Below are 25,846 nucleotides of genomic sequence, written 5' to 3' on the forward strand. Positions count from 1 at the left end.
TAATATCTATTAACCGTACAAACCTTGCACTCAAGAGCACTGAGCTCATCGTCAACTGGAAACATCCCTTCCCAAAAAACAAGCAAAATGACATTTAAAAATCCATAAATATCATAAATAAGCAGCATGTAAGCCATCGCTACAGCTAAGCTAAATGGACCTCTGCCCTTAGGCCAAAGCGTAAATATCGAAACGGTGAGTCTTGGTTGTTAGCTGATGATGGCTAGCCTTTCCCGCTAAAGGCTCCGCATAGCTCGGACGTTTCACTACCACTCGCTTGCTGGCAACCGCCAATGCTTGATCTAACAACAAATCGGCATCGAGATCGGCCCCAACGAGTTGCTGAAATACTCGCATTTCTTTCTTAACTTGCGCCGATTTTTTACGATGGGGATACATCGGATCAAGATAAACCACCTCGGCTTCTAGGCCAAGTTGTTGCAACTCATCAATACTACTCGCGTGTACCAACTGCATCCGCTCTGCGACCCAAGCGCCGATTTCAGGATCAGCTTTTGCTCTGCGTAAGCCATCTGCCAGCAAAGCGGCAACCCAAGGAGAGCGCTCAACCATGGTGACTCGGCATCCTAAGTTAGCCAAAACAAAAGCATCCCGACCTAAGCCCGCTGTCGCATCAATCACCGTAGGCCGCAGCCCCTTCTTCACGCCCACAGCTTTACTCACGGCTTCGGCGCCGCCATAGTGACGACGATGGGCCGCTCGCCCTGCCAAAAAATCGACCGAAATGTCTCCTAATTTGGCTTCATCACACCAGCGTAAATACAAGGTCTGTTGATCCAAGATCAAACAAAACCCCTGCTCTGGTTGTTGCGAACAAACTTGTAAGTTAAAACCGTCAATTAAACGCTGAGCATATCCACCATCAGCAGATGCTTCACAAAAAATACGAGGCTGAATTTGACTCACCTAACACTCTCCCAAACTCGGCAATAGACCTAGTTTAACAGCCTTATGGTCATTTTAGTTAAGCACGAACATCTCGATGGGCACCGGCCGACCAAAATGATAGCCTTGGGCATAGTCCACGCCAATCTCGAGTAAGATTTGATTGATTGCTTCATTTTCAACAAATTCAGCAATCGTTTTTTTACCCATCTCATGCGCAACTTGATTAATACTCTTAACAATCGCTGCATCCATACTATCGTTTTCTAGATCGCGAATGAAAATACCATCAATTTTTAGATAATCGATCGGCAGATTTTTTAAATAACCGAAGGAAGAGAGACCGGAGCCAAAATCATCCAGGGCAATTTTGCAACCTAACTGACGAACTTTATTGAAGAACTCTGTCGCAACATTAAAATTAGAAATAGCGACCGTTTCAGTGGTTTCAAAACACAGTTTATTCATTGGTAAAGCACACTCTTCCAACGTTGCTAGTAACCACTCAACAAACTCGCGATTCCCTAAAGACTGACCCGAGAGGTTCATCGAACACATCGTTAAACGAGTGAGATGACCAGGATTAACCGCCAACCATTGCAAACTTTTCGCAATCACCAAACGGTCTATTTGTTCTGCTAGATTATAATTCTCAGCCGCGGGTAAAAACGCACTCGGAGGCACAACTCGGCCATCTTCATCAATCATGCGAATTAAGACTTCATAATGTAGATAGTCTTCATCAACAGCTGAGACCGGAACAATCGGCTGGGCATAAAGTAAAAAACGCTCCTCTCGCAAGGCTTTTTGAATACGCGTGACCCATTCCATCTGCCCTTGACGCTCCAACAACATCTGGTCACCCATTTGATATAAGTAAGCTCGGTTGCGCCCTAAAGACTTAGCGGTAAAACAGGCTTTATCTGCTTGAGTTAAGATCTGTTGTGCAGAAGCTTGGTAGTGCCCAAATAAAGTCAAACCGATGCTACAGCCAAAACTAAACATACGCTCATCACACACATAGTGAGTATCATTCAGGCTCTTAATCAACAAGTTAGCAAAATCGAGACAGCTCTGCTGATCGGTCTGTTCAAGCAAAATAGCAAACTCATCACTGCCCAAGCGAGCCACAATTGCTGACCCTGTCAGCAATTGTTCCAGTACGCCAGCAACCTGTTTTAATGCCTGATCGCCAGAATTATGGCCGAAGGTATCGTTAATCACTTTAAACTGGGCTAAATCTATCACCAATAGTGCATGTTGACACGAATCAGATTGCTGCAACAACGTACTTAACCTGCGTTCAAAAAACGTACGGTTATAAACATCCGTGAGTGAATCATAGTTGGTGTAATAATCAAGTTTCTGAGTCAGATCACGAGTGGTGGTAATATCCTCACAACAGACAATAAAGCTATCTTCATTGGCTATTTTGAGGATGGATTCCTTAAACCACAAACCTTGCTCATTTCGAGTTCGATAGCGGACTTCTCGTACCTGAATATGGTCCGAAATCCCATCTAAATAGCGAAGCAATGAGGTTTGTAAATCGGCGTCACCATACAAACTACGTAATTGAGACAACTCTAATTGCTTGCGAGAAAAGCCTAAGTGATCGGCAAGCATTCTGTTACAAAAAACAATCACCCCCAAACGATTCAACAGCATTAACATCGCAGGGTTATGCTCAAACATCGCTCGATAATGACGCTCACTAGAAGTGAGCTGCTGATATTGCAACTCCATTAAATGAAGGCTTCTCAGCTCTAAGACCATTTGTTCGACCTGCTGCGCCGCTTTAAACTGAGGACTAATCACAAAATCGTATAATAGGTTTTCACTGGCGAGTAATAGAGTTGCATTAAAATGAACGACATTGCCTTGTAAACACTGAGCAAAGCCTTCTCGCAAACGTTGCGCTAGGGCCTGCTGATGCTGCCAAAACTGGCTGGAGAGCAAGGGATTCCCCACTAAATACTTCGCTCTCTCACCTAATAAAGTCATCAATGCCGGATTCATCATGAGCACGACACCGTGCTCATCCAGTAAAGCGCAAGCCTGCTCAGTATTAACAAATGCAGAGCAGAGTTGCTGCTGCTTTGCCTGCAAAGATTGCTTACTCTGGAGCCGGCGACGCATCACCCAAATCAGCAACAGCAACAGCAACAACACCACACTACTAAGAATAACGCTCGCTTGATAACGTGGTAACCAAGCCTGGAAAGCGGGTCGATTGATAAAAATTGCATCGCTTGCCAGATTCGATTTAGACATCTGCCAACGAGTTAATTGCGCATAATCAAAAAGATAGAGCTGCGGACTACGAGCCCGAATCGGGATCTCTTTTACATCACTTCCTTGTAAAGCTCGTCCAACCATCACACCAACCGCTTCACCGAGCTGATCTGGTAAAGTGACCATTCCACCAACGACGCCATCACCAATCGCATAATCCCATAAACTAAAAATAGGCGCCCGAGAAGCCAATGATAAAGCTTGCAGATTCTGCTGACTAAGTTTGCTGTTTCCGGTAAGCGAGGACGGCAACATCCCAAGTAGCAGGGCATGTTTAGGGGTTAACTGCGAGGTTTTTGCTTTGAGTTCCTCATAATCCATATCTTGCCAAATGGTATAGGTAATACCAAATTGTTCGGCTAAGCGCTTAAAACGTTCCGCAATACGTTGGCTAATGGCACTTTTGTCGAGCACTAAGTGCAAAGATTCAAGTTCGGGGAGCAATTGCCTGATCAACAATAGATTTTCACGTACCGCTTGCTGTTCGTGGATCCCAGTCAACATCGCCTTACGAGGTCCGGTGTAGGCGACCAAATCGGCACCCGCGGCAACCAATGGCGCTTGCAGCGTACCTTCGTTTTGTAAGGCTAAGGCCAACTTTAAAGCTTGCTCACCAACACTCACAACCAAATCAAACTGATAATAAAGAATGACTTGCTTAAGCATATTGAGCTGCGCTGCGCTGTATGGAGATTGATTGGGATTCAGCTCCGCTTCTACACGCTGATTAAAAAACCATATGGAACGTTCCGCTAATTGATCACGCAAACCTTGCTCAAAGCTTGCATCCCACTGCAAACCCGCCGGATAAGAATTCAGTAATAATACTCGTTCAGTCCGAGCCAAGGCAGCTTGTGAAATAAGCAGTAAACTCAACACAGCCGCATAGCAAAGTTGATTCGGCCTTGCTATCAACCCTATTCGTTTTAGTAACGTACTCACAAAAATAAACAACCGTCCTTCTCTGTTTTGGTTGACTCACTAGGCGTAGAAAGAGCCTTTGATACTGCCACTAGGCGTAAGCAAATCAGTTCTGTAGAATATGCGTCAATTCACCATAAGGTTTCACGCATTTATGAATATTTTGATGGCTCTTTCACAGCTCGAAGTGACTGGAGCCGAAGTCTACGCAACTCAAGTTGGTAATACTCTAGCGCAACGAGGGCATCAAGTATTCTATGTTTCTGACACCTTAAATTCTCCCCATCAAGGGCAGTATTTCAAGTTACGTTTCAATAAACGCAGTCTACCTAGAAGAGTATGGCATGTATTTTATCTTATCTATTTAATTTTTAGATATAAAATACAGTTAGTTCACGCACATAGTCGCGCTTCGGGTTGGTCTGCTTATGTTGCCTGCCGACTCACCAATACGCCAATGATCACCACCGTTCATGGACGACAGCCGGTACATCGCTCACGCAAAAAGTTCCATGCCTTGGGATATCATGCTGTCGCGGTGTGTGAAAATATCGCCCGACAAATCGTCCGTGATTTGGGTGTCGCCGAGTCACAGGTCAGCGTGCTGCGCAATGGCGTCGATAGTCAAGTATTCAAACCCTTAGCAGCGAATCACCGGGCCAAACCGGTAATTCAGATTATTGGTCGTTTAACCGGCCCCAAGGGCCAATTGGTCTATCAACTACTGGAACAATGCATTGATTTAGCGGCAAACCAAGTTCAAGTGATCAGCGGTAGTCAAATCGATCCAATCTTCGATAAATTTAAAACTAAAGTAAAATTTTGCGGCTATAGCGCCAATATTCGCCAAACCATCAGCCAAGCAGACTTAGTCATCGGGGCAGGACGGGTGGCCATGGAAGCCTTAATGTGCCAAAAACCGGTTTTTGCGGTCGGCGAAGCAAATGCCATCGGTTTAATCTCGGTAGACAATCTAGCATCGGCCATGGCCAGCAATTTTGGTGATGTTGCCGACGGAGGGAAAACCGAACTCGATATCGACTACCCTCAATTAGCCAAGCAACTACGAAGTGCGCTCAAACAGCCCAAAGTTGATGAAGAAGTTTACCAAATAATCACCGAACAATATTCCTTAGAGAAAATGACTCAACGACTGCTTGAGTTGTATCAAAGTGCTTATGTATACACCAAGAAACGAGAAATCCCGATCATCATGTATCACCGGGTGATTCACAACGATCCAAGCCAACACGGGGTGTATGGCACTTATGTGACTTTGGAGCGTTTGGAGCAACACTTTCAAACGATTCAGCGCATGGGTTTAAGCCCGATCACTTTCCAGCAATTAGATGAGATCGGTTTAGACCATCGTTTCGACCACGGCAAACGCTACATCATTCTTACCTTCGACGATGGTTTTAAAGACAACTACGATTTATTACTACCACTACTCAAAAAGTATCAATTTAAGGCAATGATCTACGCTGTCACCGGCACCGATCATAATCGCTGGGATGTAGAACATCCCAGTAAGCCCGACCAACGCTTTGAACTGATGAGTCCACAACAACTGCGCGACATCGACCGCAGCGGTTATGTTGAGATCGGCGGACATACCGTGAACCATCCCAAATTGGCCAGTCTCAGTCATGCCGAACAACAGCATGAGATCGCGTACAACAAGGCACAACTCGAAAGCTTACTTGAGCGCCCCCTTTATAGCTTTGCCTACCCCTATGGCGACCATAACGAGCAAACAAAACGACTGGCGAAACAAGCGGGCTATACCTACACTGTTGCCACCGACTCTGGACCGGTAGCCCTACATGAAGATTTACAACAGATTCGACGAATCGTGATGTTCCCCAGTACCACCAAGTTCGGTTTGTGGCGTAAAATTAAAGGCAACTACACCATCAAAAAAGCGGCTAAACCTCAAACTAAGAACTTGAGTTAAGCAATCAATTGAAAATCTAAGGTCACTCAACAATGAATATTTCGATTGTGATGATTAACTACAATTCGACCCGACATACACTCGAGTGTTTGCAGTCTATTGCAGACTCTCAACCCAAGGTAAGTTTTGAAGTTATTGTGGTAGACAATGCTTCTCAAGCTGAGCAACTTGAAAACTTACAACAAGAAATTGGTGCTTATCCGTGGGCAAAGCTCATCATCAATCCCCTTAATCTTGGTTTTTCCGGGGGCAACATGTCTGGTTACCCTCACGCCACTGGTGACTACTTATTTTTTCTCAATAATGATACTCAGGTCAGTCCGCACTGCTTAGATGTATTACACCATTTCATGGAAAACCACCCAGAAGTAGCCCTTTGCAGTCCGACCATCTTCAGCGAAACCAATCAGCATACAGCCTCTTTTGAGTTCATCCCTAGCGTCGCCAATAAACTATTCGGAGCATCGCTATTAAGACTACTGCAGCCGAGCAACTATCCTCAGCGCAAACAGCAGCATCAACAACCGATTAAAGTGCCAGTGATCAGTGGTGCCACCATGTTTTTCAGACGCCAGGACTTTGAGCAACTGGGTGGCTACGACACCAAATATTTCTTGTATTGTGAAGAAGAAGATTTTGCCATCCGTCTACGTGATGCCAATAAAGCCATCTACTTACTGAATGAGGCAAAGGTGGTCCACTCCGGCGGCGGCAGCACAGAACGGGATCTTGCGATTGAAAAAGAGTTCTATATCTCATTTTATCGTCTACTCGATAAACACTATTCGCGCTTATCAAAAATCATTATTAAGGCCTTATATATCATTAAGGAATGTAAGCGAGTACTAAAAAAACCAGAAAGAAAACCCTTGCTAGCTTTCTTACTTAAAGGGGCTCCGGAGTCAGAATCTCTTCGATACCAACAATCAAGTCAGGATATGCAATGAGTCACTCAACCTTAAAAGCCAGTGTCATTATTTCGATTTATCAAGATGTTGAGGCTCTCCATGCAATTTTATACGCTTTAAGCCGTCAAATCGAGCAACGCTTTGAGGTCATCATCGCTGAAGACTGTGAATGTAAAGCCGTAAGGGAATACCTCGCTCAGCACACATTTCCTTTCGCCATCAATCACCTCACCCAAGAAGATAAAGGTTTTCGTAAGACCAAAGCCGTAAACCGAGCGGTCGCCGCAGCAAAAACCGAGTATTTGATGTTTTTAGATGGCGATTGCCTGCCCCATAGCCAATACGTCGCCGAGCATTTGAATCAACGTGAAAACAATCGCGTCTGCACTGGGCGTCGCGTGCATCTTGGCCCCACAATGTCCAGGTGGTTTAGGAAGAACCCCTCATTAATAAAGCTGATTGAAAATCGGCTGGTGTATACCCTGCTAGGACTTCCCTTAGTGTTTGATCACACCAAAAACTATGAGATTGGCTTTCGCTCAACTACGCTACACAAACGCCAAGCAAAAAAATACCTAACGATCGTAGGTTGCAACTGGTCAGTGTCAAGAGCCGATATGTTGAAAATAAACGGCTATAATGAAGATTTGCCGGGTGTGGGAGGAGAAGATGACGATCTGGGATGGCGTTTTAATGGCAAGGGCATTCACGAAAAAAGTGTTAAATTTGTAATTCCCGTTTATCACCTTCACCATGTTGAACGCCGCGCAGATGTCAGCACCAACTTACAGATCATCAAGCAAAATACCGCCCAAAAGCGCTACTACTGTAAAAATGGTGTCGATAAATATCTTTCTGAGACTCACGAAAACTTAAATCAAACGCATAAATCATGACGCATCAATTCACACCAGTGGAAATCGACCAAGTTAGCTATAGCCACCAATTTGCTATATGCACCCTTGTCACCGATCACGCAGAATACCAAGGTATGCTAAACTCCTTCGCTCGCGCTGGTTTTAGCCCACAAAACTCTCAATTCATTTTTGCTGACAATAGTACGCATAATAAATTGGATGCTTATCAGGCAGTCAAAAAATTTATTAATCATGCCGACGCCGAATACATCATTATTTGCCATCAGGACATCTTGTTAGATTTTGACGATAAAGCAGTTTTAGAACAGCGCATAGCAGAACTTGATGCCATCGATCCTAACTGGGGGATATGTGGCAATGCGGGATATATCAACTTTAAAAATTATGCCATGAGAATTAGTGACCCGCATGAAGAAAACATAAATGTGGGGCCATTCCCCGCCAAGGTAAAAAGCTTAGATGAAAACTTTTTAGTATTAAGAAAACATGCTGCACTGTCTGTTTCTAGCGACCTATCTGGGTTTCACTTGTATGCCACCGATATGTGTATCTTAGCTGACATATTAGGCCACAATAGCTACGTGATCGATTTTCATCTGCGCCATAACAGTGGCGGAAATATCGAGCAAAGCTTTGAACAGAGTAAGCGTGCATTACTCAATAAATATGCCAATGCATTAAGCAATAAGTATATAAGAAGTACCTGCACCAAAATGATAATAACCAGCAATCGTGCTTTAAATAGAATATTCAATAGAAATCTATTTTATAGCATTCGAAAAAGAATAGAGATAATAACCAATCTATTCAGGAATTAAGCATGCGAAAATTTATAATATTTGCCCCGTCATATAACGAAACCGTGGGGGGCGCAATCGTACTTCACAAGCTTTGTCATGTGATCAACAAATTAGGCTTTAAAGCTTATCTCTTCCCTAGCTTTGATTCTGAATTAACGAATAAATATCACTTTTTAAAGCCTACCAAGCAGATTTTCAACTCTCTTTTCCATAAAAGAGACCGGAAATTTAGAGTCAATCCTAGCTTTTTAACGCCCATCTATACTGGGCAATTATCAGCTTTAAATGACGACTACGTCGTGGTTTACCCTGAAACTGTATTAGGGAATCCTCTGCAAGCTAAAAATATCGTTCGCTGGCTACTGCATGAGCCTGGCTATCATACGGGTCAATTCTGTTTCGGTAGAAATGAGCTTATTTACAAGTTTAGTAGCGGCATAAAAGATTTCATCGTCGATAGTTCGCTAACATCATCACTGCTGTTAAAGGTGATTCATTATCCTCTAGAGCACTACAATACAGAATCAACAGCTAAAGTACGCTCTGGCACCGCATACTGTTTACGTAAAGGTGCAAACAAAGCAATGATGCATGATCTTAACGACTCGATTCTTATCGACAATAAGTCGAACGCTGAAATTGCGGCCATTTTTAAGTCTGTTAAAAGCTTTATTTCCTACGATACCTTAACTGCCTATTCTGTTTTTGCCGTACTGTGTGGCTGTCAATCAATCATTATACCGGACCAAGGTGTATCAGAAGAACAATGGTACCCTAAGGCCGAAGACAGATATGGCCTCGCCTATGGCTTTAACAATATACACAAAGCTGAAGAAACAGCCCACTTAGTATTGCCGAGGGTTCTTAACGAAGAAAGAGGCGTTGAAAAGCTGGTCTCACAATTCTTACTAGAGACCCAAAACTTTTTTGCTTAAGCGACTAATGTCTTGGCATTTTTATATGACGACTAACGGTAAACCATCACCATGGATATAAAGTTTAATACGCCTTACATTTCAGGAAAAGAACTCTACTACATAGCGCAAGCTGTCATGGGAGGCTATTCGGCTGGCGATGGGCCTTTTGGTAAGCGCTGTGAGGATAGCTTAAATCAGCTATTATCTATTAAAAATAGCGTTTTACTAACTACATCCTGCACTTCAGCCATGGAGATAGCCGCATTAGAGCTTAAGCTCTCTAGTCAAGACGAGTTTATACTGCCTTCCTATACCTTTGTATCGACAGCGAATGCCTTTTGCCTCAGAGGCGCTAAGCCTATCTTTGCAGATATCGATCCTATCACCTTAAATATAGATTTGGCCCATGTTGAAAGCCTCATTTCATCGGCGACAAAAGCATTAGTTCCAGTTCACTATGCGGGTATTAGCTGTGATATGGAGCAATTAATGTCAATTAGCCACTCTGCAAATATTCCAGTTATTGAAGATGCCGCACAGGCAATAGGCTCTAGTTATAAGGGGCAAGCATTAGGCACTTTTGGAGACTATGCCGCCTTTAGTTTTCATGAGACAAAAAATATTATTTGCGGAGAAGGTGGAGCCTTAGTTTGTAAAACAAATAAACTCAAAGAAGCCAGTGAAATTATTCGTGAAAAAGGTACTAACAGAGCACAGTTTTTCCGAGGCCAAGTCGACAAATATACATGGACATCTATAGGCTCTTCTTACGTATTATCTGATTTATCTGCTGCATTTTTATTTGCTCAATTAGAAAACTTTAATGAAATACAGCAACGCAGAATGGCTGTTTACAATTGCTATTCCAAGCGCTTAGCCATACTTGAGCAGCAAGGCTTGGCAAAGTTGCCTAACATTCCAAACTACAATACCCATAACGGGCATATCTTTTACTTGCTGTTAGAAGATTTGGACACTCGACAACGCTTAATTGCCTTCCTTAAAGAAAAGGGAATTATGGCAGTGTTTCATTACGTTCCACTGCATTCTTCCCCTATGGGCGAATCTCTCGGCTACAAAAAGGGCATGCTACCAGTCACGGAAAAAGTGAGTGATACCTTATTAAGATTGCCTTTATGTTCAGCCTACGATGAAGACATTGCCAATACCGTATCCGATGCGGTTCTGGAGTTTTTTGGGCTACAAAAATGAATATTACTTTTTTCTTCATGACACAAAAAGCATATGACTGCTTACCTGTAATAAAACGCTTAAACAAAACCGTTAATCCGCTTGTTGTTATTGGTCAAGATCCGTCAGTAGAAAACGACTATTCAAAAGGTATGGTCAGCTACTGTGAAGAACACAATATAGCTTATTGCTTAAAACAGGATTATCCCAACGACAACCAAGCAGAGTATGCTGTAGCCATAGGCTGGAGATGGATGCTCACAAATTTAGATTGTGAACTAATCGTATTCCATGACTCGTTATTACCTAAATACCGTGGGTTTAATCCTTTAGTTTCTGCGCTAATAAATGGTGAGCCAGAAGTTGGTGTCACGGCATTAAAAGCTAACCTAGAATTTGATGCAGGTGATATTGTAGGGCAGCAATCTGTTCACATTAGCTACCCCATTAAAATTCAACAGGCCATCACTTTAGTTAGTCGATGTTACCAAGACTTACTAGATCGAGTCTTAATTAGCATGCTGAACGAAAACCTAAGTTATCAAGCTCAAGACACAAGCTTAGCGACTTACAGTGTGTGGAGAGATGAACGTGATTATCAAATTAATTGGAGCGACGATGCGAGAAAAATAGCACGTTTTGTTGATGCTATTGGTTATCCTTATAAGGGGGCTCAAACAACCATAAATGGCGAGCCTTGCCACATCACCGACGTCGAGGTGGTTGAGCCTTTTAAAGTAGAAAACAGAGTCGCTGGCAAGGTAATGTTCATTAAAGCGGGCCAGCCTGTTGTTCTTTGTGGAAATGGCGCAATTAAAATCATCAATGGCCACTACGAAGACCAAAGGCCATTGGTACCTCTAGAAAAGTTCCGTAGTCGCTTTGGAGATGAGAAATAGCCATCTAGCATTTGAGCAAGATGGCTCTTCCATCAAGTCCAATCCAAAATCACCTTGCCGCTTTGCCCAGAGCGCATCGCGTCAAAGCCTTGTTGAAAATCATCAACATGATAATGGTGAGTAATGATAGGGCTTAAATCAAGACCTGATTGTACCAAAGATGCCATTTTGTACCACGTTTCAAACATCTCTCGCCCGTAGATGCCTTTAATCACCAGACCTTTAAAAATCACTTGGCTCCAATCGATGCTCATGTCGCTGGGAGGGATCCCCAACATCGCCACTTTACCGCCATGATTCATCAGCTCTAACATCGAGCAAAAAGCAGTCGGCACGCCTGACATTTCCAGGCCAACATCAAAGCCTTCGGTCATCTTAAGTTCGCTCATGGTATCACTCAGTGCTTGCTTAGCGACGTTCACCACTCGCGTTGCGCCCATTTTCTTGGCTAAATCGAGGCGGTAATCATTCACATCGGTCACCACCACATGCCGCGCACCAACATGTCTACAAATCGCAGCGGCCATGACCCCAATGGGGCCTGCGCCGGTAATCAGTACATCTTCACCCACCAGATCAAAGGATAAAGCACTGTGTACCGCGTTGCCAAAAGGGTCAAAAATGGCGGCAAGGTCATCGCTAATTTCATCGGGTAACTTAAAGGCATTCACCGCAGGGATCACTAAGTATTCGGAGAAACAACCGGTGCGGTTCACCCCCACACCGACGGTATTACGACACAAATGAGTACGCCCACCGCGACAGTTACGGCAATGGCCACAGGTAATATGACCCTCACCGGAGACCCGATCACCAACCGAAAAACCACGCACTTCCTGACCAATGTCGACCACCTCTCCGGCATATTCATGGCCAATTACCATGGGGACAGGAATGGTTTTTTGGGACCACTCATCCCAGTTGTAAATGTGGACATCGGTACCACAAATAGCGGTTTTATTGATTTTGATTAACAGATCGTTATGACCAAGCTCTGGCATTTCCACTTGGGTCATCCAAATGCCGGGCTCCGCCTTCAGTTTTGCTAAGGCCTTAATAGTCATGCAATCACTCCTAGTTCTTTACCCACCTCAGTGAAGGCTGCTACTGCATGTGCTAACTGCTCGCGCGTGTGCGCAGCAGAAATCTGAGTGCGGATCCGCGCTTGGCCTTTTGGCACTACCGGGAAGGAAAAACCAATCACGTAAATGCCGCGCTCTAACAACTTATCAGCAAAGCAACTCGCCAATTTGGCGTCACCCAACATCACCGGAATAATCGCATGGTCGGCACCACCTAGCGCAAAACCCGCCTTGCTCATTTCCTCTCTAAAATACGCGACGTTGTCCCACAGCTGTTTGCGCAAAGCATCGCCTTCGGCCAATAGTTCCAGCACTTTAAGTGAAGCACTCACAATGGCTGGGGCCAGTGAGTTGGAAAATAAATAAGGGCGTGAACGTTGGCGCAACCAATCAATCACTTCTTTTTTAGCTGCGGTAAAACCACCCGATGCGCCGCCCATGGCTTTACCCAAGGTACCGGTAATAATATCCACTCGACCCATCACCTGATGATACTCATGGGTGCCACGCCCCCCTGCGCCAACAAAACCAACCGCGTGGGAATCATCCACCATCACCATCGCATTATATTTGTCGGCTAAATCACAAATGCCAGGCAGGTTAGCAATTACCCCATCCATAGAAAACACCCCATCGGTGGCGATCAGCTTAAAGCGCGCACCAGCGGCATCGGCATCCTTTAAGCATTGCTCTAATTCGGTGAGATCATTATTGGCATAACGGAAGCGTTTCGCTTTACATAAACGCACCCCATCAATGATCGATGCATGATTGAGCGCATCGGAGATAATCGCATCTTCAGGGCCTAACAAAGTTTCAAACAAACCTGCATTGGCATCAAAGCAAGAAGAGTAAAGGATGGTATCTTCCATCCCAAGGAATTCACTCAAGCCCCGTTCTAACTGTTTATGAATATCTTGGGTGCCACAAATAAAGCGCACCGAAGCGGCGCCAAAGCCATGGCTATCTAGGCCCGTTTTGGCGGCTTCAATCAAGGCTGGAGAGTTTGCTAAACCCAAATAGTTGTTGGCACAGAAGTTAATTACTGGGCCCTGCGCCACCGTAATATTGGCTTGCTGCTGAGAACTAATTACCCGTTCCTGTTTGTACAGGCCATCGTCTTTAACTTGTTGCAATTGCTGCTGAATATAAGAAGAAAAAGAAGCCGTCATAACACACCTAATTAAAAGCCAGAATTCTGGCTGAATTATAGTGATTTGTTTGGCAAATTCAGCTTATATTCTAAATAAAATGCTATTTTTTGCGCTGTGCACACTCTGAATAGTGTTGGTGCAATCGCTGATAAATACTCATCGACTGTTCTGTAAAATAAGGTCGTAGAATAAACAGTATTTTTAACACCCCCTCATAGAGTCGCGGTTTAGTGATTAGTCCGCCTTTTAGTTGCGCACTCTGGTAGCCGATCCAAGCACCAATGATGAATTTAATGCTATCCGCCAATTCGACTAGGCTGGCATCATCGCCCGTAATAAAGCGACTATCTCGAAACTGCACCAGTATATCCCGGCTCCATTTTTCCAGCTCGGTTTGTAAGGCCTGATATTTGGCTTCAAGCAAGGGATCTCGGGCCAATAACTCTAATAAATTGGCGTACATAAAACGGAAGCGCCACATCAGTTCAAAGCTTGCATCCAAATATTGCATCACATGATCGAGCGTTAATAGTTGATCGGCATGCGGGCGAAAACTACTATCAAGCTGCTCAGCATAAAGCTCAAAAATGCTACGAATAATCTCCTGTTTATTACTAAAATGGTAATACAGGTTTCCCGGGCTAATGCCTAACTCAGCAGCAATATGATTAGTGCTCACTTGGCGCTCGCCACGCTCATTAAATAACTTCAAAGAAGCATGAATAATTTTGTCTTTGGTTTTCATTTAGCTGTTACGTTGCCAGTTATATTATTGTGATACCTGTAAACGCCTCCAAAATCCAGTTTTTATTCACTGTTTTCCACTGGTCACGCAATTGCTATTCGGCGCATCACAGCATAAAATCCTTGCACTCATGGCAAATTTTAGAATGGTAGAATTATGATTATTGTAACCGGCGGAGCTGGCTTTATTGGCGCCAACATAGTGAAGAGCTTAAATGAGCTAGGCCATAACGACATCATCGTGGTTGACGACCTAAAAGACGGCACCAAATTTGTCAACTTAGTCGATCTGGATATCGCCGATTATCTCGACAAAGATGATTTTATCGCTCGTATCGTCTCCGGTGAAGACCTTGGCGCGGAATACGGCCAAGAGATCGAAGCCATATTCCACGAAGGTGCCTGCTCTGCCACCACCGAGTGGGATGGCAAATACATGATGGAAAACAATTATGAGTACTCTAAAGAATTACTTCATTATTGTTTAGAACGTCGTATTCCCTTCCTGTATGCCTCATCGGCGGCCACTTACGGTGATACCGAAACCTTCATCGAAGAAAAACAATACGAAGGCCCACTCAACGTTTACGGCTATTCAAAACTGCAATTCGACAATTACGTACGCCGTTTACTACCAGAGATAGAGTCACAAGTGGTTGGCTTTCGTTACTTCAATGTTTACGGCCCACGAGAGCAACACAAAGGCAGTATGGCCAGTGTGGCTTTCCACCTGAACAACCAAGTCAACGATGGGCAAAACCCCAAACTATTTGAAGGCTATGATGGTTACGGTAACGGCGGACAGAGCCGCGATTTTGTGTATGTAGGCGATGTAGCTAAAGTTAACTTATGGTTTTGGCAAAATCCCGAACAAAGCGGTATTTTTAATTTGGGGACAGGTCAGGCGGAACCGTTCCGTTCAGTGGCCGAAGCGGTGATTAAACATCACCAAAAAGGTGAAATTGAATACATTCCCTTCCCCGACCACCTCAAAGGTCGCTACCAGAGCTTTACTCAAGCCAATATCGATAAGCTACGCGCCGCAGGTTATAGCGAAGATTTTAAAACCGTCGCCGAGGGCGTTGCTGAATACATGACTTGGTTGAATAAATAAATCTCCCGCGACAAAAGGGGCGATAGGCCCCTTCAGGTAAAACATGAAGATATTGGTGGTCGGCCCGTCTTGGGTGGGTGACATGGTGATGTCACAAAGTTTATATAAAAGCTTAAAACAACTACACCCGCAGGCGCAATTAGACGTATTGGCCCCCGATTGGTGTCGTCCGATGTTGGAGCGCATGCCGGAGGTAGACAATGCCTTACGGATGCCGCTGGGCCATGGTGATCTGCAACTCGCGGTGCGCTGGAAGCTCGCCAGAGCCATCAAAGCTAAAGGCTATGATTGGGCCATCACTCAACCAAATTCGCTCAAAGCAGCACTGGTTCCTTGGTTTGCAGGCATTAAACGCCGTACCGGCTGGAAGGGAGAGAGCCGTTATGGTGTACTCAACGACCTGCGCAGCAATAAACAAGCCTTCCCACTCATGGTGGAACGTTATGTGTCTTTGGCCTACCCAAAGCAGACGATGACTTCTGCCGCTAAGCTTCCGAGCTACCAGCATCCGGCCTTAAGCGCCAACTCAAACAACCAGCAACAGGCACTCAGCCAATTAAACTTAAGCGACTCTCAACCCATTTTGGCACTTTGCCCCGGCGCAGAATTTGGCCCCGCCAAGCGCTGGCCAGAGCAACATTATGCAACAGTTGCCCAGCACTGGATTGAACAACGTAACGGTCAAGTGTGGATTTTCGGTTCGGATAAAGATCAAGCGGTAGGCGAGCAAATCATCGCTCATTTAGCGGAAGCCTCGCAAAGCGCTTGTTATAATCTCGCAGGTAAAACCAAACTAGCCGAAGCAATCGACTTAATGGCGCTGGCCAGCTTAGCCATTAGCAACGACTCCGGCCTAATGCACATCGCCGCCGCGCTAAAGCTCCCCTTAATCGCAGTGTATGGCTCATCGTCCCCACAATACACCCCGCCACTGACAGATACGGCAGAAATTTTACACACCGATATCGAATGCCGCCCTTGCTTTAAGAAAACCTGTCAGTTTGGCCATTTAAAATGCTTAAGCGAATTAGCGCCCGAGCGAGCTATCTTGCTCATCAATAACTTACTCACAACATCATGATCATAGGAAACTTATGCTACGAATTTTAATTATTCGTTCAGGCGCGCTAGGCGATACTATTTTTGCGAGTGCCGTGATGGAGGTACTTCATCAGGCATACCCTCAAGCGAGTTTTGATTGGATAGTCAGTAGCAAATCCATCGGTTTATTTGAACATGATCCGCGAGTGACTCAGTGCTTTAGCCTAAAACACCGTAAACTGCCGATTTTTATAAGCTTAGAAAAGCAAGCGATCATTCGTCACAGCAAACAACAACCTTATGATTTAGTGGTCAATCTAGAACATCACCCAACCTTTTGTGCTTTGGCAAAAGCCATACAAACCAGAGCCCGCCTCGAAATTAACGATCACCCGATAACTAGCAACAAGGTACCGCACGCTGTAGAAACCATGAAACAGCCTCTTTACGCCTTGCTAAGGAATGAGTCCTTAGCAAGCAGCCTTAATCAGCTGAATATTGCAGACATTGGCCCACGGATCATGGGTGAGCCGCTTGCTAAAATTGAGGCTAAATTTAAACTCCCGAAGCATTACATCGTCTTATGCCCAGGGAATAGCCATTCCAAAAAGAGTAAAATCAACCACAGGGCATGGCCAGAAGCACATTGGATTCAACTGATTAAGGAATTCGCAAACAGTCAGACGATCGTGCTATTGGGGAGCCAGGCAGACCGCCAGCAAATCGAACTTTGGGATCTGCCTAAAAGCTCGTCAATCTTAAACCTTGCAGGCAAAACCAATCTCAGTGAGTTAGTCGCGCTCATAGAACATGCAGTGGTAGCCGTCACCACCGATTCGGGCCCGACTCATATCGCATCCGCGGTACAAACCCCAAACATTGCACTGATCGGCCCAACCGATCCAGATAGTACCGGTCCCTATCAAACCCAAGATAATCATTCGCAGATACTGCTATCCAATTTGGATTGTCAGCCTTGTTATGGCACCGATATCCAGCGTCAATGTACGAATAATGAATGTATGAACCAACTCACTCCAGAGTTAGTTAAGCATACCATCAACAAATATCTTCACGCTTCAATGAGTGAGCAATAAAAGGCACAATCATGCTTGGTGGTTTATATCAGCTACTATTACTAATATTTTTACCTTTCGCCATGTATAAATTGTATTGGCCAAAACGAGGTAAACCAGTGGTGGGTAAACGCTGGCCAGAACACTTTGGTTTAGGTAAAAAAATCGCTCAGGTCGACCTGTGGTTGCATACCGTATCGGTGGGCGAGGTGATTGCCGCCACCCCTTTTATTCAGCAGCTAAAACAGCAGCAACCACAGCTGAACATTTTACTCACCACCACCACCGCCACGGGTGCTAAGCAAGCACAGCAGCGGCTCTCAGAGCTGGTGACTCACCGTTATGCGCCCTTTGACCTTTGGCCCTGTATTACCTTGTTTTTGGCGAAATACCAGCCTAAGCAGCTGTGGATCATGGAAACCGAGTTATGGCCCAACTGGCTTAGCCTATGCCACGCCAAAAACATCCCGGTGGCCCTAATAAACGCCCGCATGTCCCAACGCTCCTGTCGCCGTTATCAAAAATTATCTGCATTCTCTCGGCCGCTGTTCGCCAAACTCAAACTGGTGTTAGCGCAACATCAAGACGATGCACAGCGCTTCAATCAACTTGGCGTCGATGCGGCAAAGCTGGTGGTCACAGGTTCGATTAAATACGATTTACCCGATTGTCAGCACATTCAAGCACAAGCCATCCAGTTACGTGCGCAGCTATTTGGCCAACGCCCAGTGTGGATAGCAGCCAGCACCCATAAGGGAGAAGACGAGCGGGTGCTTGAGATCATGCAACAAGTGCAGCAGCAACACCCCACGAGTCTACTTATTTTGGTACCTCGTCACCCCGAGCGCTTCGAGCAAGTGGCCGAGTTATTAAATCAACAACAGGTCAAATTTGCTCGACGCAGTAAACACAATCATGTCGAACCGCAACAACAGGTATATTTAGCCGATAGCATGGGAGAAATGATGTTGATGTACGGCTGCGCAGATATCGCCTTTGTAGGAGGCTCACTGGTTCCCATTGGCGGGCACAATTATTTGGAGGCGGCGGCCATGAGCCTCCCTTGCATTGCCGGAGAATTTGATTTCAACTTCTCCGACATCAGCCAACAGCTACAAAGTTGTGGGGCGCTGAAACTAAGCGCCGATAGCAGCCAACTGGCAACTTGGCTAAACCAATGGCTGAGTCAGCCACAGCTGGCCGCAGAGGCGGGGGCTGCAGGCTTAACGGTGGTCAAACAAAACCAAGGCGCACTCCAGCGAAGTTTAAAGGCACTCAAAACACTTTAAAGCGCTTTTTGGTATGCATCCACTAAGTTTAGCCAATCAGATTCTAACCAATGACAATAGCCTGGCTTGGCTTGTTCTTTCACCAAGGAGCGGAGTAGCCGGGTTATATTTTCTTGCCGCCAGCGTTTACGAGGACGGCAAATCGCCCCATTATCGAAGTCGATCAGCCACACTTTGTCATTGGTATCAATCATGATATTACGTAGATTTAGATCGGCGTGATTCACTCCCGCCTTATGAAACGCGGCAATGGTTTCCCCCATTTGACGCCATAAAGAAACTGGCAAACGTTTCTCACTCAATAGCTGGGCCAGATCTCGAGCGCCATGGATCCGTTCTATAATCAAGTCGGCTTGAAAACTGAACCCCTGTCGTTTAATACGTCCAGCAATCGGCGTTGGTGCGGGCAATCCCAACGTTTGCAATTGCATCAATAACACAAACTCTCGCCACACTCGGCTACGCTTCAAACTAACATAAAAGTAACGATCATTACTCACCTTGGAGACGAGGCCACCTCGATGGTAATGGCGCAATACAAACTCCCGATGGAGATAACGAAAAAACAAAGTCTTACCACGGCCCATGGCTTGTCCAACCACCGCTCGATTTTGTTGCCAATGGCGTGCTTCAAAGTAAACGTCACTTACCTCTTGCCATTCAGCGGGGTTGTAGAACAACCATCCTTCATTTGTGCGTTGCTTTTCTATCTGCATAACTATCGCTTATGGAATATATCTGGGCGATTTTACATCGCAGGCTGCAAAAAGCATAATACTTAAGAAAATTCGCCAGCTTAACCAAGATGAACTCAATTCAACCCGCACAAAAAGTTTGTATCTTACGCCTTTCGGCAATCGGTGATGTTTGCAATGCATTAGCAGTCGTACAGCAACTGCAGCAAGCTTGGCCACAAGCACAAATCACCTGGGTTTGCGGTAAAGCCGAAGCGCAAATGTTAGCACTTTTCGATAACATAAATATTGTTATTTATGATAAAAAACAGGGTATTAAAGGACTAATCCAACTCAGAAAACAACTACGCGATACACAATTTGATGTTCTTTTACATATGCAGGCTGCCCTACGAGCCAGCCTTGTGAGTTGTTGCATTAACGCAAAACGTCGGATCGGTTTCGATCGCAGTCGCGCCAAAGATGGTCAATGGATATTCACTAATGAAAAAATAGCCAAAGCCCCCTCGCCCCACGTGTTAGACGGATTTTTACAATTCTTAAATCAACTAGATATCCAAGCTCAGCCGCCCCGTTGGCACGTCCCATTAAGTGCTACATTACACAATAAAGCCAAGCACTTACTGGGGGAAGGGCGACATCTATTAATTTGCCCCGCGGCCAGTAAACCCTATAAAAACTGGACTATTGAAGGTTATGCGGCATTCGCCCAATTTGCCCAAGCCAAAGGCTACAAAGTCAGTTTAATCGGCAGTCCCGCCCCCCAGGAGATGACTTTAGCCGAACAAGTGAACCTCGCCAGCCAAGGGCAACTCAATAATCTTTGTGGGCAAACATCCTTGCTCGAATTGTGGGCCTTGGTGGCCGAAGCAACACTGCTAGTTTCTCCCGATACGGGTCCCGCTCATATGGCAGTGGCGGTGAATACCCCGGTGCTCGGCCTGTATGCACATCACAACCCGCAACGCACCGGGCCTTATCACTATCGCAACTACGTGGTGAGTGTTTGGCAACAGTGTATTGAACAAGAGCAAGGCAAGTCCGTTGCGCAGCTTAACTGGCGCAGCCGCGTAAAAGATCCCAATGCAATGCAACAGATCACACTAGAATCAGTTATTCATATGTTTGAAATATTAGAAAAAGAGCAGCTATCATGAGTCAAGCAAGAGCTACCATATCGGCAATTATCATTACTAAAAATGAACAAGAAAGCTTAAAGGATTGTCTGGAAAGTTTAACTTGGGTTGACCAAATAGTGGTGCTTGATTCAGGCAGCAACGATGGCACGATTGAACTGGCAAAGCAATATACTCAAGACGTGTATAGCAATCATGAATGGCCTGGCTTTGGCAAACAAAAACAGCTCGCTCAAAGCTACGCCACCGGCGATTGGATCTTAGCAGTAGATGCCGATGAACGTATCGATTCGACCTTACGTAGCAGCATTGAAAATATGCTAAACGCTCCTCCCAGCCATACTGTATTCAACTTAAATGAACTCACTTGGGTATTTGGTCGGTTTCTTAAACATTCGGGCTGGTATTACCGACATATTCGACTTTATCCACGTCATTTAACCCAATACAACGATAATCTAGTGCATGAATCGGTGATTGTTCCTGCGAACTGCCAGATCGCCGAATTAGACGGTGATATCCTGCATTATTCCTACCGAAATCTTGAACACTACTTGGTAAAATCGGCGGGTTACGCTAAGGCATGGGCCGACCAGCGAGAAGCCAAAGGTAAAAAAGCATCTCTCGGCCAAGGCTTATTACACGCGCTCGGTTGCTTCACCAAAATGTACCTACTCAAACGTGGCTTTTTAGACGGGAAACAAGGTTTATTAATTGCACTCCTGTCGGCCCACTCTACTTTCGTAAAATATGCCGACCTGTGGGCAAGGCAACATGATCACCACTATCGTAAATAAGCTTAACTCAAGCCTAGCTGCCTCAGCACGGGTTGGGGCTGCAGCGCATCTAAATCGCAAATATTCACAACATGCTCACCCAAGCAGCCATATTGCATCACATTGGTCATGGTAAACAAACCAACACAACGCGCACCAGCAGCGCTGGCCAGATGTAAAGGGCCAGTATCGCCACAAATGAATAAGGAAACTTGCTGTAAAAATGCAGCCAGTTGCCGTAAGTCACGATTCAGATAAGTAAAATGAGTGTGGCTCAAAGGCTCCGCAATATCAGGGCTCAAAATTTCAATCACATTTAATTCACCCGCGTAGTATTGTTTAAACTTAGCCAACAATACCTGCCATTTTTCATCGTCAACTATTTTGCTACCACGCGCCCCTCTAAAATAGGCAAGGCAAGGCTTATGATGATGTTCACCGAGCATTTGCTTAAGTTGCTCTGCCGCATACTGTTGCTCGCTATGACTGAGCTTTAGGCACGCACTGGCGTGTGCTACCGGGGGTAAACCTAAATACTCTAATAGCTCCAAACATCCCAAAGCATAGTGCGAGTATTTATGTTGGTACTTAACCGTATGACTGCATACCGCAGCATCGGCCGGACCGTCAAAAGCATGCACATTCTTCCCTTCCGTTAAGGCCGCAACAATCCGGTCGCTGGAGCCGCCGTAAGGCAACAAAATTAAATCATAAGAATGTTTTCGTAGTTGATGTATGGAGCGAATAAAGGCGGGAATGGTTTTTAGACCAAATTGCGAGAAATGAATATTTTTTAATCCCAGGTTTTCAAAGACTTTCCCCTGCCAAGGGTCACTGAGTAATAACTCAACTTCTGCGTCTGGGTACAAGGCTTGAACATAATTAACAAAAGGCAATAAGAAGAACATATTCCCAATGCGCTTGTTATTTCGAATAATCAATACCCGTTTAATTTGTGACTTCTGGAGGCGTTCAGTTAATCGACCCTTACGCCCCCCGAGTAACTTTAAAAAGGCGACTTCAAGGCCAATGGAGCGCTCACGCCGTTTACTATCAAATTGACGTAAAGCAGTGCGAATCCGCTTGATTAGGCTCATGATAGCCTAACACCTTGCGATAACTGCAGCTTACGCCACCAACGATTAATTTTTAGGGCTGAATCACTCACATTAATCAAACTCATATCTTCTTGGGTTAACTCTCCTTCTGGCGGAGAAAAACATAGGTGGCGTCCTTCACTATTAGGCGGACGCCAGCGTAACGGAGTGGCGCTGGTTCGATTTGGAAAAAAACCTGCGGTGGGCACATCAATGGCACCGGCAATATGTAAAGGGCCTGTAGAGCCAGCAATAAACAAGTCTGCACAGGCTAATACTTCACAAAAAGCCGCTAATCCATCTTCAGAGAAGTACAAACAATATGCCACGTCTAAATGTTCCAGCTCACTCACCAACTCTTGCGCTGCTACCAATTCGCCAGGGCCTGCGGTGATCACAAAATACAATTCTGCATTGAGTTTCGCCAAACAATCAATCAAACTCACATACTGCTCTAAACTAAGGTTATTAGCCGACCCACCGCTGCCAATATGTACCATCACCAGTGAGTCTTTATCAGCAAATAGCTGCTGTTTGCGCTGTGTTAATACTTCAGTCGCGAACTGCAGATATGGCCCCGAAGGCTGTTGCGCAGAATAGCCATGCTGCTCTAGAAATGCCTTGGTCAAATCCAGGTTATACTGATACTCGGGTTTTAGCGAGCGAGAACGGCGCTGTACCACGCGCTGAGTATAAAGGAATTGCGCCAGCTTAGTCGCCGGAGCACAACGGTTTGAGATCTTGGCACGAAAACCAAGCCAAGCATTGCGAAGATTAGAAAATAAACACAAATAACCGTCGAATTTTTGCTGTTTCACCTGCTTAAGCAAACTCGCTTGAGCCGCCGAATTTGCGGTGCTACCGCAATCAATGATCACCTTGTCGATCCAAGGGCATAATTCCGCCAAAGGCGCGGTATAGTTCGGCACCAAGGCCGTAATTTCACAATTAGGCATCGACAATTTCAACATGGCAAAACTGGGCCAAGCCAGCATAAAATCACCAATTTTGTCATTTCGTACCACCAACAACTTTTGCATTATTTAACCTTTATCTTCAAGCTTGCGCATTGTGACGAATCTTTATGACAGGCTCAAGAATTTTCCCCCAGCCCTGTGAGCAGGTTATAATCCCGCTAACATTTATCATTGGCAGATATTCATGACTACTCGAGTTATTTACCCCGGCACCTTCGATCCCGTGACTCACGGCCATAGCGATCTCATTCAACGAGCCGCTCGCATGTTCGACAAAGTTATCGTCGCGGTTGCTGCCAGCCCAAGTAAACAACCGCTGTTCAGCTTAACCGAGCGGGTTCAATTACTTGAGCAAAGCATCGGCACAAGCAGCAACATTGAAGTGATTGGTTTTACAGGCCTATTAGTTAACTTAGCGAAACAACAAAATGCCAGCGTCCTGTTACGAGGCCTGCGCACCGGTTCTGACTTTGAATACGAATTACAACTAGCCGACATGAATCGACAGCTAGATCCCAACCTGGAAAGTGTTTTTTTAACGCCTGGCGAAGGCGTCTCCTTCATCTCTTCCAGCTTGATTAAAGAAGTCGCTAAACATGGCGGCGATATCAACCGCTTTGTTGCGCCGCATGTCGCCGAAGCCGTGGCCCAAAAGCTCGCAACTAATTAACCACCGAAGGGCAGCATCGCTTGCTGCTTAACTTCAATTAGCGCTGGCAATGTGGGCAGAAAAAAGTATTACGCTGCCCTATTCGTAGTGCCTTAATCAGCTCACCACAGCAATCACAGCGCTCACCTTCACGGCCATATACCGCCAAAGTTTGTTTAAAATAGCCTGGCTTACCATCCACATTAGTAAAATCTTTTAAGCTGGTGCCGCCTTGCTCAATGGCCTCGGCTAATACTTGTTTAATATTTTCGGTCAGTTGTTTTAAGCGAACTTTACTAACCTTGTTGGCGGCGCGTTTTGGATGGATCCCGGTTCGAAATAGGGCTTCATTGGCATAGATATTCCCCACGCCCACCACCACCTTGTTATCCATAATAAACTGCTTAATCGCCACACTACGTGTTGCCGCCTTAGCAATTAAATAAGCACTCGAGAAATCCTCTTCTAAAGGTTCCGGGCCTAAGTTTACGAACAACTGATGCTCCTCTAAAGGAAGCGGAGTAAACAATACGCAGCCAAACCGTCGAGGATCATTAAAACGCAGCACCTTTCCATTGGCAAATTGCATATCGAGGTGATCATGTTTTCCCGCTGCAACCGCTTGTTCCAGTACCCTTAGGCTGCCCGACATCCCCAGATGAATGATAATGTAGCCCGCTTCGGTTTCAATCAGCAGATACTTGGCTCGGCGGCGAATGCTTAACACGGACAAACCCACATTACACTGGATCAATTCGGGTACTGGCCAACGTAACTGCGGCTGGCGAACCACAATCGCGCTAATCGTTTGCTGCAGCAAGTGTGGACTAATGCCGCGGCGGCTGGTCTCTACCTCGGGTAACTCAGGCATCAGCTTTCACTTAAATGAGGGAACAAGGCACTGTAGCTGGCTTGATCAAGTTGAAATAACTGCCCCTGCCAATTGGTGATCATCCGTTGATCGCCCAATTCAAACAAGGTGAGTTGTAAAGGACTCGCTAAATTAGCCAAATAAACTTGAATAATGTGACTCCGAGCCGCACCGCCTACGGCGTTTGGCCAAGGTTCGAGTTGCACATGCAGCCATGCATCAACCACCGCAATAGGGTGGTCAATTACGGGCTTGCTGCGCCATTCGGTGCCTAAGCGTTCAATTAGCAAATCTGGCAGCTCTATCCGCAAAATCGTGGCGCCAACAGGCAACAGCTGCTGAGCTGCACTTGCCTCAACACTCACCGACTTATCGTTAATCTCGACATACTTAAAAACCAAAATCATCGCCGCAACGGCAAAGATAATAATGTTATTCCAGCCTCGGCGGCTCATTTTCATCGGATATCTCCC

At 45.4% G+C, this 25,846-nt stretch carries 24 protein-coding genes; 14 read left to right on the forward strand and 10 right to left on the reverse strand.

Annotated elements, in window-relative coordinates; all coding sequences use genetic code 11:
* Nucleotides 1-168: 168 nt before the first annotated feature.
* Together ACRRSX_RS22245 and ACRRSX_RS22250 are read right to left on the reverse strand one after the other, a co-directional pair.
* Nucleotides 169-861, reverse strand: coding sequence for a class I SAM-dependent methyltransferase (locus ACRRSX_RS22245; RefSeq protein ID WP_432456126.1), 693 nt, complete (start codon nt 859-861; stop codon nt 169-171).
* A 120-nt stretch (nt 862-981) separates the two neighbouring features.
* The gene (locus ACRRSX_RS22250) at nt 982-4,143 is read right to left on the reverse strand and encodes an ABC transporter substrate binding protein (protein ID WP_432455412.1); all 3,162 of its coding nucleotides are present in this window, start codon (nt 4,141-4,143) and stop codon (nt 982-984) included.
* 133 nt (nt 4,144-4,276) lie between these two features.
* On the opposite strand from ACRRSX_RS22250, the gene ACRRSX_RS22255 reads away from it, so the two are divergent.
* From ACRRSX_RS22255 to ACRRSX_RS22285, 7 genes are read left to right on the forward strand one after another with little or no spacing between them, the layout of a single operon-like run.
* Nucleotides 4,277-6,079 carry a polysaccharide deacetylase family protein gene (locus ACRRSX_RS22255; protein ID WP_432455411.1) on the forward strand — a complete coding sequence of 601 codons (1,803 nt, stop codon included), beginning with the start codon at nt 4,277-4,279 and terminating at the stop codon, nt 6,077-6,079.
* Between the two features lie 32 nt (nt 6,080-6,111).
* Nucleotides 6,112-7,026 (forward strand): glycosyltransferase family 2 protein, encoded by a 915-nt coding sequence (locus tag ACRRSX_RS22260; protein WP_432455410.1) that lies wholly within the window; start codon nt 6,112-6,114, stop codon nt 7,024-7,026.
* On the forward strand, nt 7,023-7,883 hold the full coding sequence (locus tag ACRRSX_RS22265) for a glycosyltransferase (RefSeq protein WP_432455409.1): 861 nt from the start codon (nt 7,023-7,025) through the stop codon (nt 7,881-7,883). Before ACRRSX_RS22260 ends, ACRRSX_RS22265 begins: the two co-directional genes overlap by 4 nt.
* Entirely contained in the window at nt 7,880-8,683 is an 804-nt protein-coding gene (locus tag ACRRSX_RS22270) for a hypothetical protein (protein WP_432455408.1), read from the forward strand. Before ACRRSX_RS22265 ends, ACRRSX_RS22270 begins: the two co-directional genes overlap by 4 nt.
* A gap of 2 nt (nt 8,684-8,685) precedes the next feature.
* On the forward strand, nt 8,686-9,600 hold the full coding sequence (locus tag ACRRSX_RS22275; RefSeq protein ID WP_432455407.1) for a hypothetical protein: 915 nt from the start codon (nt 8,686-8,688) through the stop codon (nt 9,598-9,600).
* A 51-nt stretch (nt 9,601-9,651) separates the two neighbouring features.
* On the forward strand, nt 9,652-10,794 hold the full coding sequence (gene rffA / locus ACRRSX_RS22280; RefSeq protein ID WP_432455406.1) for a dTDP-4-amino-4,6-dideoxygalactose transaminase: 1,143 nt from the start codon (nt 9,652-9,654) through the stop codon (nt 10,792-10,794).
* Nucleotides 10,791-11,672 carry a methionyl-tRNA formyltransferase gene (locus ACRRSX_RS22285; protein WP_432455405.1) on the forward strand — a complete coding sequence of 294 codons (882 nt, stop codon included), beginning with the start codon at nt 10,791-10,793 and terminating at the stop codon, nt 11,670-11,672. The genes rffA and ACRRSX_RS22285 overlap by 4 nt, the downstream gene beginning before the upstream one ends.
* 32 nt (nt 11,673-11,704) lie before the next feature.
* Here the strand turns inward: ACRRSX_RS22285 and tdh are convergent, their stop codons facing one another.
* From tdh to ACRRSX_RS22300, 3 genes are all read right to left on the reverse strand, one after another.
* Nucleotides 11,705-12,730: an L-threonine 3-dehydrogenase gene (tdh, locus tag ACRRSX_RS22290; protein ID WP_432456125.1), complete on the reverse strand. Its 1,026-nt coding sequence runs from the start codon at nt 12,728-12,730 to the stop codon at nt 11,705-11,707.
* A 2-nt stretch (nt 12,731-12,732) separates the two neighbouring features.
* Nucleotides 12,733-13,926, reverse strand: coding sequence for a glycine C-acetyltransferase (locus ACRRSX_RS22295; RefSeq protein ID WP_432455404.1), 1,194 nt, complete (start codon nt 13,924-13,926; stop codon nt 12,733-12,735).
* Nucleotides 13,927-14,008: 82 nt separating this feature from the next.
* A complete protein-coding gene (locus ACRRSX_RS22300; protein WP_432455403.1) occupies nt 14,009-14,653 on the reverse strand; it encodes a TetR/AcrR family transcriptional regulator in 645 nt (214 codons plus the stop codon).
* 156 nt (nt 14,654-14,809) lie between these two features.
* Between ACRRSX_RS22300 and rfaD the strand changes: the two genes are divergently transcribed.
* Genes rfaD through waaA form a run of 4 tightly spaced genes read left to right on the forward strand, consistent with a single transcriptional unit; the run spans nt 14,810 to nt 19,172 of the window.
* The gene (rfaD, locus tag ACRRSX_RS22305) at nt 14,810-15,766 is read left to right on the forward strand and encodes an ADP-glyceromanno-heptose 6-epimerase (protein WP_432455402.1); all 957 of its coding nucleotides are present in this window, start codon (nt 14,810-14,812) and stop codon (nt 15,764-15,766) included.
* A 43-nt stretch (nt 15,767-15,809) separates the two neighbouring features.
* Nucleotides 15,810-16,847 carry a lipopolysaccharide heptosyltransferase II gene (waaF, locus tag ACRRSX_RS22310; RefSeq protein ID WP_432455401.1) on the forward strand — a complete coding sequence of 346 codons (1,038 nt, stop codon included), beginning with the start codon at nt 15,810-15,812 and terminating at the stop codon, nt 16,845-16,847.
* A gap of 13 nt (nt 16,848-16,860) precedes the next feature.
* Nucleotides 16,861-17,904, forward strand: coding sequence for a glycosyltransferase family 9 protein (locus tag ACRRSX_RS22315; protein WP_432455400.1), 1,044 nt, complete (start codon nt 16,861-16,863; stop codon nt 17,902-17,904).
* Nucleotides 17,905-17,915: 11 nt separating this feature from the next.
* Nucleotides 17,916-19,172, forward strand: coding sequence for a lipid IV(A) 3-deoxy-D-manno-octulosonic acid transferase (waaA, locus tag ACRRSX_RS22320; protein ID WP_432455399.1), 1,257 nt, complete (start codon nt 17,916-17,918; stop codon nt 19,170-19,172).
* On the opposite strand, the gene ACRRSX_RS22325 is transcribed toward waaA, so the two are convergent.
* Nucleotides 19,169-19,888: a 3-deoxy-D-manno-octulosonic acid kinase gene (locus ACRRSX_RS22325; protein ID WP_432455398.1), complete on the reverse strand. Its 720-nt coding sequence runs from the start codon at nt 19,886-19,888 to the stop codon at nt 19,169-19,171. The genes waaA and ACRRSX_RS22325 overlap by 4 nt on opposite strands.
* 89 nt (nt 19,889-19,977) lie before the next feature.
* Between ACRRSX_RS22325 and ACRRSX_RS22330 the strand changes: the two genes are divergently transcribed.
* Together ACRRSX_RS22330 and ACRRSX_RS22335 are read left to right on the forward strand one after the other, a co-directional pair.
* A complete protein-coding gene (locus ACRRSX_RS22330) occupies nt 19,978-21,024 on the forward strand; it encodes a glycosyltransferase family 9 protein (protein WP_432455397.1) in 1,047 nt (348 codons plus the stop codon).
* Nucleotides 21,021-21,800, forward strand: coding sequence for a glycosyltransferase family 2 protein (locus tag ACRRSX_RS22335; RefSeq protein ID WP_432455396.1), 780 nt, complete (start codon nt 21,021-21,023; stop codon nt 21,798-21,800). The genes ACRRSX_RS22330 and ACRRSX_RS22335 overlap by 4 nt, the downstream gene beginning before the upstream one ends.
* Nucleotides 21,801-21,802: 2 nt before the next feature.
* Here ACRRSX_RS22335 and ACRRSX_RS22340 read toward each other — a convergent pair whose 3' ends face one another.
* A complete protein-coding gene (locus ACRRSX_RS22340) occupies nt 21,803-22,876 on the reverse strand; it encodes a glycosyltransferase family 9 protein (protein ID WP_432455395.1) in 1,074 nt (357 codons plus the stop codon).
* A complete protein-coding gene (locus ACRRSX_RS22345; protein WP_432455394.1) occupies nt 22,873-23,916 on the reverse strand; it encodes a glycosyltransferase family 9 protein in 1,044 nt (347 codons plus the stop codon). The genes ACRRSX_RS22340 and ACRRSX_RS22345 overlap by 4 nt, the downstream gene beginning before the upstream one ends.
* A gap of 121 nt (nt 23,917-24,037) precedes the next feature.
* On the opposite strand from ACRRSX_RS22345, the gene coaD reads away from it, so the two are divergent.
* Nucleotides 24,038-24,523 (forward strand): pantetheine-phosphate adenylyltransferase, encoded by a 486-nt coding sequence (gene coaD, locus ACRRSX_RS22350; RefSeq protein WP_432455393.1) that lies wholly within the window; start codon nt 24,038-24,040, stop codon nt 24,521-24,523.
* 37 nt (nt 24,524-24,560) lie between these two features.
* Here coaD and mutM read toward each other — a convergent pair whose 3' ends face one another.
* Together mutM and ACRRSX_RS22360 are read right to left on the reverse strand one after the other, a co-directional pair.
* Nucleotides 24,561-25,373, reverse strand: coding sequence for a bifunctional DNA-formamidopyrimidine glycosylase/DNA-(apurinic or apyrimidinic site) lyase (mutM, locus tag ACRRSX_RS22355; protein ID WP_432455392.1), 813 nt, complete (start codon nt 25,371-25,373; stop codon nt 24,561-24,563).
* Nucleotides 25,373-25,834, reverse strand: coding sequence for a hypothetical protein (locus tag ACRRSX_RS22360; RefSeq protein WP_432455391.1), 462 nt, complete (start codon nt 25,832-25,834; stop codon nt 25,373-25,375). The genes mutM and ACRRSX_RS22360 overlap by 1 nt, the downstream gene beginning before the upstream one ends.
* Between the last annotated feature and the right edge of the window lie 12 nt (nt 25,835-25,846).

The organism is Agarivorans sp. QJM3NY_30 (genome assembly GCF_050870855.2).
Taxonomy (GTDB): Bacteria; Pseudomonadota; Gammaproteobacteria; order Enterobacterales; family Celerinatantimonadaceae; genus Agarivorans.